Source organism: Saccharospirillum impatiens DSM 12546, from assembly GCF_000423605.1.
GTDB classification, from domain to species: Bacteria; Pseudomonadota; Gammaproteobacteria; order Pseudomonadales; family Natronospirillaceae; genus Saccharospirillum; species Saccharospirillum impatiens.
The window spans coordinates 1-7,142 of the sequence record NZ_AUIH01000086.1 but is presented as its reverse complement, the minus strand read 5'-3'; the positions used below and the strand labels follow the sequence as shown (position 1 = coordinate 7,142).

The following is a 7,142-nucleotide window of genomic DNA, read 5'->3' as shown; positions in this document are numbered from 1 at the left end:
CCTTCGATTTTTTTCTAAGCCACTCGACCTCGACCTGCAGCTTGCCAATTTGTTGATATAGATGGTCTTCCCGAGCTTCCAGCTTTTTCGGGTCGGGTTGGCTACTGCCGCGTTCGAAGGCTTCCACCAGTCGCTCCTGGGCGATTTTCTTCCAGGTGTTGATCTGAGAGGCATGTACGCCGCACTGCGAAGATAATTGAGCGACTGTCTTGTCGCCTCGGATAGCCTCCATTGCGACCTTGGCCTTGAACTCACTACTGAACCGTTTTCTCGCCACGTTACTACTCCTGCTTGGTCGTGGCATTCTACCTATGCCCGTGGTCTAAATCATGGGGTCCACTATATCCTCATCCGCCATTTGGGTTGCTACATCCAACAGGAAAGCCCATTCCTCTTTATCTAGGCGCTTGGTCTTCCTGATTTGTGTGTCTTTTATAAGGCGTTTGCAATCTTTCTTGGCAATCTGCGCGGGATTCCCCAGACAGAGCTCTTCATCCATTAAATACTTATAAAATGCGGTAACTGCCGTGAACATGGACTGCATTGACTGCTGAGATGGTCGATACTGCTTCTTATCGGGCATGTCAGTATCGGAAATATACCTAAAGGGCCGCCATTCGGCGTTTTCACGGAATTCACCACTGATCAACTTGAATTTTTCAACGTTAACCAAGCCGATCCAGGTTTGAGGAGGCTTATAAAAGAACTCGGCATATTCCAGTACATCTGATTTACGCAGTGAGTCCAACCGCTTTTCAGCCACTACATTTACCCAGAGAAGAAATTTCTCAACTTCGGACCTAAATCGAATAAATGTGTGCTCTGACTTATTTCGGCCGACATAGAGCAGGAAATCAGCAGCCCAGCGCCATTGCACTGCACACCAATCAGGCAACTGATCTAAGTGAACTTTGAGATACGGATAGGATTGCCAACTGAACTCCTTCAATTCCTCGTATGAAGGAAATAGTGGAATGGGTTTCGGTATGGCCATTTGGTCTGATCCCCAGGTTTCAGCAAGAATCCAAGTTTAAACGCGATCACTCCCCTATGTCCAATACTAAACAGTATTGGACATAGTAGGGGCGGATCATGGTGCGCCTCCTGTCCAATTCCCTGTTCAAGCAAAGATGTGATTTTTTTCAAGCTAAGTTCAAAATTTAGAAGCAAACATATGTTTAATTTAAGGGTTGTTTCCCACCTGCCATCAGATCCTGATTGCTTGTAAACCGAGCTGGCTCTGATTCAACCGCCAGGCGTGAATAGTGTGACTGCTAGCAAAGTAAAACAGCGCATTTAGCGAGGCCCTTGGGCCGAGTTAAGGACATCCGATCTTAACCCCTGGCAAGCTCTGCTCGCGAACTGATATTTCCATGGAAATGCGATTTATCCTGCCTCAAAAACATTATGCGTATGGATGGAGTCACCTTCAAAAAGATCAAGTTGGCGCAGATGCGCCTCAGCCTGTTCAGGGTCAGCGGTGAAAAGGACGACCGCCAGTTCTTTTAGTGCCCTTGTGCAGCTCACATAGAAAAGACGGCGAGTTCGATCCACAACTGTTTCTTCGCCTGCTTCGATGTGTTTTTGATCTGTGTCTGAGGGCGCTTTGAGACGCAGGTATTTTTCGTAAGAAAACTGGAAATGGGTACTCTCCGCATCGTCTAAGACGACGAGAACCCTTTCAAATTCAGCCCCCTTGATGCCTTGTTGAGTTCCAAAAGGTGAGCGCTCTGAAATGTAGGTCTGGTACGCCAGAAGCTGCTTAGCGGGGCACGCTAAGAAAGCATCCATTGAAGCCATTTCCCTATCGGATCCATCCTCACCTTGAGTGTCATCACTGCCCGCCCCCTCTGCGGGTTGACCAGATAGAGCAGCGTCTGGATTCAAATAGGATGCAAGCCGTGGATCGAAGATAAGTAACCCTGCGTCGTTCACCTGCCTCAGAAGGTCGCCGATTGTTACATTTGAATCCCCTGCTATGCCTTCTGAAATTGAGATTACAAGCTCATTTATTGTCTTTAATCGCTCTGCGACGGTCACTCCGGCGAGGTCGCCTTTTTCAAGAAGGGGCGAATATTCCCGGATCAGTCGCATTACTTCGAGCTGCCGGTTTCCTGTATGGGCAATCGCTATCGGAATCAGAAATTTCACACACGGTGAAAGAGGCCATGCAGTGCCGTCCAGAAACCCGTCTTTGAATGATGACGGCGCTCTTGAATTGAGCGCCGTGTAAAGTTCACCGAACCCTAGGCGCTTTGCGGCCATCTGGTGAACGATGACCAGAAGCTTTACGCGCTCATGGTCATCATCATCCGATCGCCAGCGATCATCACCGGTTCGGGCAGCCATCCATTCGCGCACCCGAACCAAGTTGGCATCTCGCGTATCGTCCGCAGATAGTACAAAAAGATGAGCCGCTCCTTCTGGCGTTGGAATGATGCCGTCGGGGCCAAGACGCTGGCCAGGAACCTGAACAAGGTCATCACCATCGCGCCGAATGGCGTTTGCCAGATTTAGTACCTGGATGGAGCACCGAAAATTCTCTGGCTTAGGAATATCGGCCCAATGTGGCTCCGCTTCAACCAAACCGGCACCCGTGGCATAAATCTGTTGCATTGGGTCGCCAAAAAAGCCGAGACAACACCTAACGCCTGGTTCGCGCCCAACAGTTTTCAATGCTTCTATGACTTCAGTGGTCGTATCCTGGCTCTCGTCGACAAATACGAAAGGAAATTGGCGCGCGAGAAGAGTTCGAAAGAGAGGGCGCTGCATTATGAGGTACGTAACCATCTTCAAAATGTCATCGTGTCCTAAGGTCCCTTTTAGGTAGTCGCTACCTTTTCCGTATCGGAAGCCTTTAACTTCGGCGATCCCGCCTAACTGGCTGCGAAGCCGCTCAAGGTCTCGGGTGTCTTTGTCCTTTGTACGCTGTTGGACCCTAGGGCCGTAGGATGCCTGTTTCTGTTCAAGCACCTCAATTTTCTCCGTGATGCGCTCGGAGACCCAGGTCTGAATGTCGTTCTGAAACGGTTTAGCTAGCAGCCAGAAGAAACTGTGGATTGTCGAAACGTGAACCAGTGGATCACTGCCGACATCTCGCCATATCTCTCCGGCAGCAATCTCCGTGTAGGTAATGCAGGCGATGCGCTGACGGAGTTTCCTCAGCTGTTCGCCGTGTATTTGAATGGCTGAAGACAGCCCCTTAATGAGAGACGTGGTTTTGCCGGAGCCGGCGCCAGCCTTCATTATGAAACTGCGCGGTTGAACAGCTTGAAGGCAGTTTCGCAAGTCGATGTCTGCCTGGGTGTCAGGCTTGTTCGCTCGACTACTCATCGGCTTCCCCTATCCCACCAGTTTCAGCCATTGGATCGACGTCGGGAATTACGGTTTCGAGTTCTATCCGCACTTCTTCATTAAGCCAGACCAGCCCTTCACGGATGTACGTCGGGACATCCCAAGCATCTTCGTCCTCGGTGAGTAAGGCGAGTGCAAACTTTGTCTTATCGAAGCTCTTTCGCGAAACTCTCTTGTGAAGACCTTTAGCAAGAGCACTGGGATCCGCAATTTCACCCTTTACAATCAGGCCAAGAGGCTTCTTCTCAACAGATTGAGACCATCCTGGGTTCTCAAGGCCAAAGTCTTCCTCAAGGGTTCGCCCGCAGAGGTTTTCAGTAGCGCCATTCCAAGTGATAGGCCGTTCAGTCTGATAGGCCACGCGAACCTTGGTGTTATCTTTAAGTTCGTGAGTTTTGTCGGTTTCCGAGGTGTTACGTAACTCCTCAATGGTTCGCTTGCCAGGAAGCCATTTTATCAGGGTCTGATTCGAGGTTGCAGCGCCTGGTTCATTGGGCAGACAAGCCTTACCGTATTTCCTTTTAGGTGGCGACTCTACCGGCTTGGAAGCCGGATTTTGACCACCATCCTGGACCTGCCTAGCGACGTCTTCTTCTTCATCGGCAGGAACCTCGAACTCCTCTACTTCCTCATCATCAATGTCAGCGTCGGCTTCAGGAACTACAAGGGCGACACTATCAATATCTGTAATGATCAGTGTCGTTAAACCGAGAAACTCGATGAGAGACTGGAAGCGGTGCCCAAATGCACCACCTACTTCCAAAATACACAAGCAAGCAGATCGGAGGGGCCTCGCAACCTTGCGGATCATGACGGGCAGGAGCAATCGTTCAACATTGCCTTCAACAAGAATAGCAGCATCTGAAAAGAAGAGGTCGCAGTGCGTTAGTTTCAGATATCGTTCTAGAAAATCGCGATCATCTGATTGAGCTTGATAGAACGCTGATAGATTTAGAACTTCCGTCAACTGTTCCCTGCCGATCTTCGTTCGTCGGAAGTAGCGGATCGGCTTGAATCCTCGTTCGTAAAGGATGTGTGGCGAGTGGGTCGTGATGACCATTTGACTGCTAAAAATACTACCGACGTCGTCTTTTATGTTCAAGAGTTCAAGAACATTGCGGATGAAGACCTGCTGGAGTTGGGCGTGCAGATGGGCCTCTGGTTCCTCGACGAAAATAAGATGCAAAGGAGGGCGATTTTCCATTGCCACCCATTTGGCTTGCGCATCAAGTATCTCCACAACCATGTATATCAAATTCTTGAATCCAAGCCCGTTGTAACTATCAGGAAGGGTCGCAGTGTCTTCGCCTTCTCCGATTTGATAGTGAACTCGGGCGTCCTGACTCATGACATGGGCGGGGTCTAACGCTGACATGATTTTCAGGCGCGGGTTATTAACACCCGGATAACCAAGCTTCGAGAGCCGATCAAGCATCGGCTTGAACACGCCATCTAAGTGACTGTTGAGCGCTTGCTCGGATTCGAACAGTGCCCTAAGGGCAGCATGATCGTCTTGCCTTTGATCAAGGTTACGCTTGTAGAAGCGGCTCAAACGCTTTGACAGGTCTTCTGATCGTCCTCCAGCTTCCGGATTAGGGTCAGCGAGATGTCGTTGAGCCCCCAAATTGTCGATATGGATGAGTGACTTCAAAATCGCTCCGCCACCCTGCTCTTTACGCAACTCTTCTGGAACGTAGTCCCCTATTTCGAGGAAATTCTTATCAAATTGCGTGTGATCTAAGACGAAGTAACGCAACTCATATTCGTTCTTGAGTTCGCGCTGAAGATAGTCCGTCATGGAGCGAGGCCAAGGAACATATTCCGATCCCGGCGATAACTCTGCTGCCTGCGCGGCACCTTTAGCTTTAGCTGCTCGGTAATTCTGAATTAGGTTTAAGGGGCTACGTGCGGTAAAAGAAACCCGGATTCCGACCTTGCTTCCCTCCCATGCAGCGCTCGGAAGTAAGGGAAATACAAGATAGAGATCCGGTACTGCAACCTCAAACCAGAGATCAAGGTCTATGCTTGGTAGCAAGCCATCGGGAATAGGATCGTCCACATTGATGCTTTCCGCTTCATTGAAGGCCTTCCAGCACGAAGAGCTAAAGTCATAAAGGCTGAAGCGATCTCTCCCACCCGTGACAAACGCCTGGATGGCTTGAGTTGCTGACGTTTTCCCGCTGTTATTGGATCCTACAAATATGGATATGTCATCAGCCAGCTCAATATGAGCAGCCTTCAGACGTCGAAAATTCCTTAGACGGTATGAGTGAAGTTGCACGAATCCCTCCGCAGTGTCTTTTGACGATTTATAACAGACTGTATTCGCTATTGGTGATGAAGTGTAGTTGTAGTTGCCCCCGTTAAACCGGACACCACTTCACTTATTTGATACCAGGTCTGCCCGATACTCCCAAGGAGACTTCATTCTCAGTCCCTTGTGCGAGCGCCACCAGGTGGCCGTGCACGGACTGATAGCTCAGCGCCTCAGCAAAACGTGTATCCGGTGTCACGGTCAACGGCAGCAACAAATATCGCGGACCTTGGTCCAATGGCAGCGGCGCTTCCGGATGCCGGCGCCGATGGGGCTTGCCGAGCCGAATCGGCGGTAGGCCGAGCGCGGCGCGGTACCGGTGGTATTCCGCCTCCAGCTCCGGGATCCAAGGCACGTCCTTGCGCCGCACGCCCGCGCCCTTGACGGTGAGTGTCAGCCGCTCGAACCCCTTACGGTCAATATACAGATCGTCAAGGGTTGCGGTGCAGCCGGAGCGGATACGCGCGGCCGTGTAGAGGTAGAAATAAAAGAACCAGCGCCACTGGGCGCGGCGCCGGTCAGACACGCCCTCAAAACCGGTACCGTGGTCAAGGTAGTGCAGAATGGCCTGGATCTTGTTGACCGTCTGGTTGGCCGAGACACGGCTGAGTGGCGCGCGAAAGGGTTTCCAATCCGGGTTCAGGCGGCCGTCTGAGCGGGTGAATGCTGGCGGCCGGCCGGCTCTACCCGAGCACAGCGCGGGATCGGGATTGACCAGCCATTGCTGAAACGCCTGGCAGTGATGCACCTTGACCTCCGCCAATCGCTCCAGCCCCTCCAGAGCCAGGAACACCAGGAACTTGCGCAGATCACGCAACACCGTCTGGCGCGTCGTCGACTTGGCGCAGCGAACCGCCAGGTAGGCCTGCAGCCCGCCAGGTAGGCCTGCAGCGCTTCGGCGTCGGAGGTTGCCTCGATCAGTGTGGGGTGATCGGTCGGTACGCCTACCGGCTCGGCCGCGGTGTCCAACTGACGCAGGGCCTGCAACAGCTGATCCGACGCCACCGCCCTACCCCCACAAGACAGGGTCATCCAGGCTGGCTTTCTGCTGCTGAAAAGTTTGGGGCGCCTGCCTACGCAGGACGAGGTGGTGGCCGCACTGCGTGTACCGGGTGGCAAGAGCACGGCCAAGGCGACCGTCAACAAATACTGGCCAGCTTACCAGACCGCCCTCGCCCGGGAACTCCGCCTTAGCGGGGTTCTGGGGATTTTCCCTCCAAAAAAGACAAAAGCTCTGTTAAAGCCTACCATTTCTAGCCTGTAGAGCTTTAGTACTTTTCGGGAACTGGTAAATAGCCATCAATTGAAGCCATCAAATCCTCAATATCCGGAGCCTCACCGCTTCCTGCGAACATATATTTACCTTTCAGATTTATGTTTTGCCAAGCGACCGGTGACGCTCGCTTGATTGTTTCGGTGTGCTCTTCTTTTCCTTGATGTTCGAAGCTCATCAATAAATTGCTTAGGACCTTAG

General features: G+C 51.7%; 6 protein-coding genes. All 6 read right to left on the bottom strand.

The window, feature by feature from the left end:
- A partial coding sequence (locus tag G565_RS0119745; RefSeq protein WP_425413993.1) for a transposase occupies positions 1-232 on the bottom strand: 232 nt, incomplete at its 3' end.
- Between the two features lie 90 nt (positions 233-322).
- The gene (locus G565_RS25095) at positions 323-994 is read right to left on the bottom strand and encodes a hypothetical protein (protein ID WP_051208310.1); all 672 of its coding nucleotides are present in this window, start codon (positions 992-994) and stop codon (positions 323-325) included.
- 392 nt (positions 995-1,386) lie between these two features.
- A complete protein-coding gene (locus G565_RS0119735) occupies positions 1,387-3,333 on the bottom strand; it encodes a UvrD-helicase domain-containing protein (RefSeq protein ID WP_028672369.1) in 1,947 nt (648 codons plus the stop codon).
- On the bottom strand, positions 3,326-5,635 hold the full coding sequence (locus tag G565_RS0119730) for an ATP-dependent nuclease (RefSeq protein WP_028672368.1): 2,310 nt from the start codon (positions 5,633-5,635) through the stop codon (positions 3,326-3,328). Before G565_RS0119730 ends, G565_RS0119735 begins: the two co-directional genes overlap by 8 nt.
- Before the next feature lie 103 nt (positions 5,636-5,738).
- The gene (locus G565_RS0119725) at positions 5,739-6,488 is read right to left on the bottom strand and encodes a hypothetical protein (RefSeq protein WP_028672367.1); all 750 of its coding nucleotides are present in this window, start codon (positions 6,486-6,488) and stop codon (positions 5,739-5,741) included.
- Between the two features lie 448 nt (positions 6,489-6,936).
- Positions 6,937-7,142: Tn3 family transposase (locus G565_RS25090; protein WP_037340527.1), on the bottom strand; the 206-nt coding region annotated here is incomplete at its 5' end.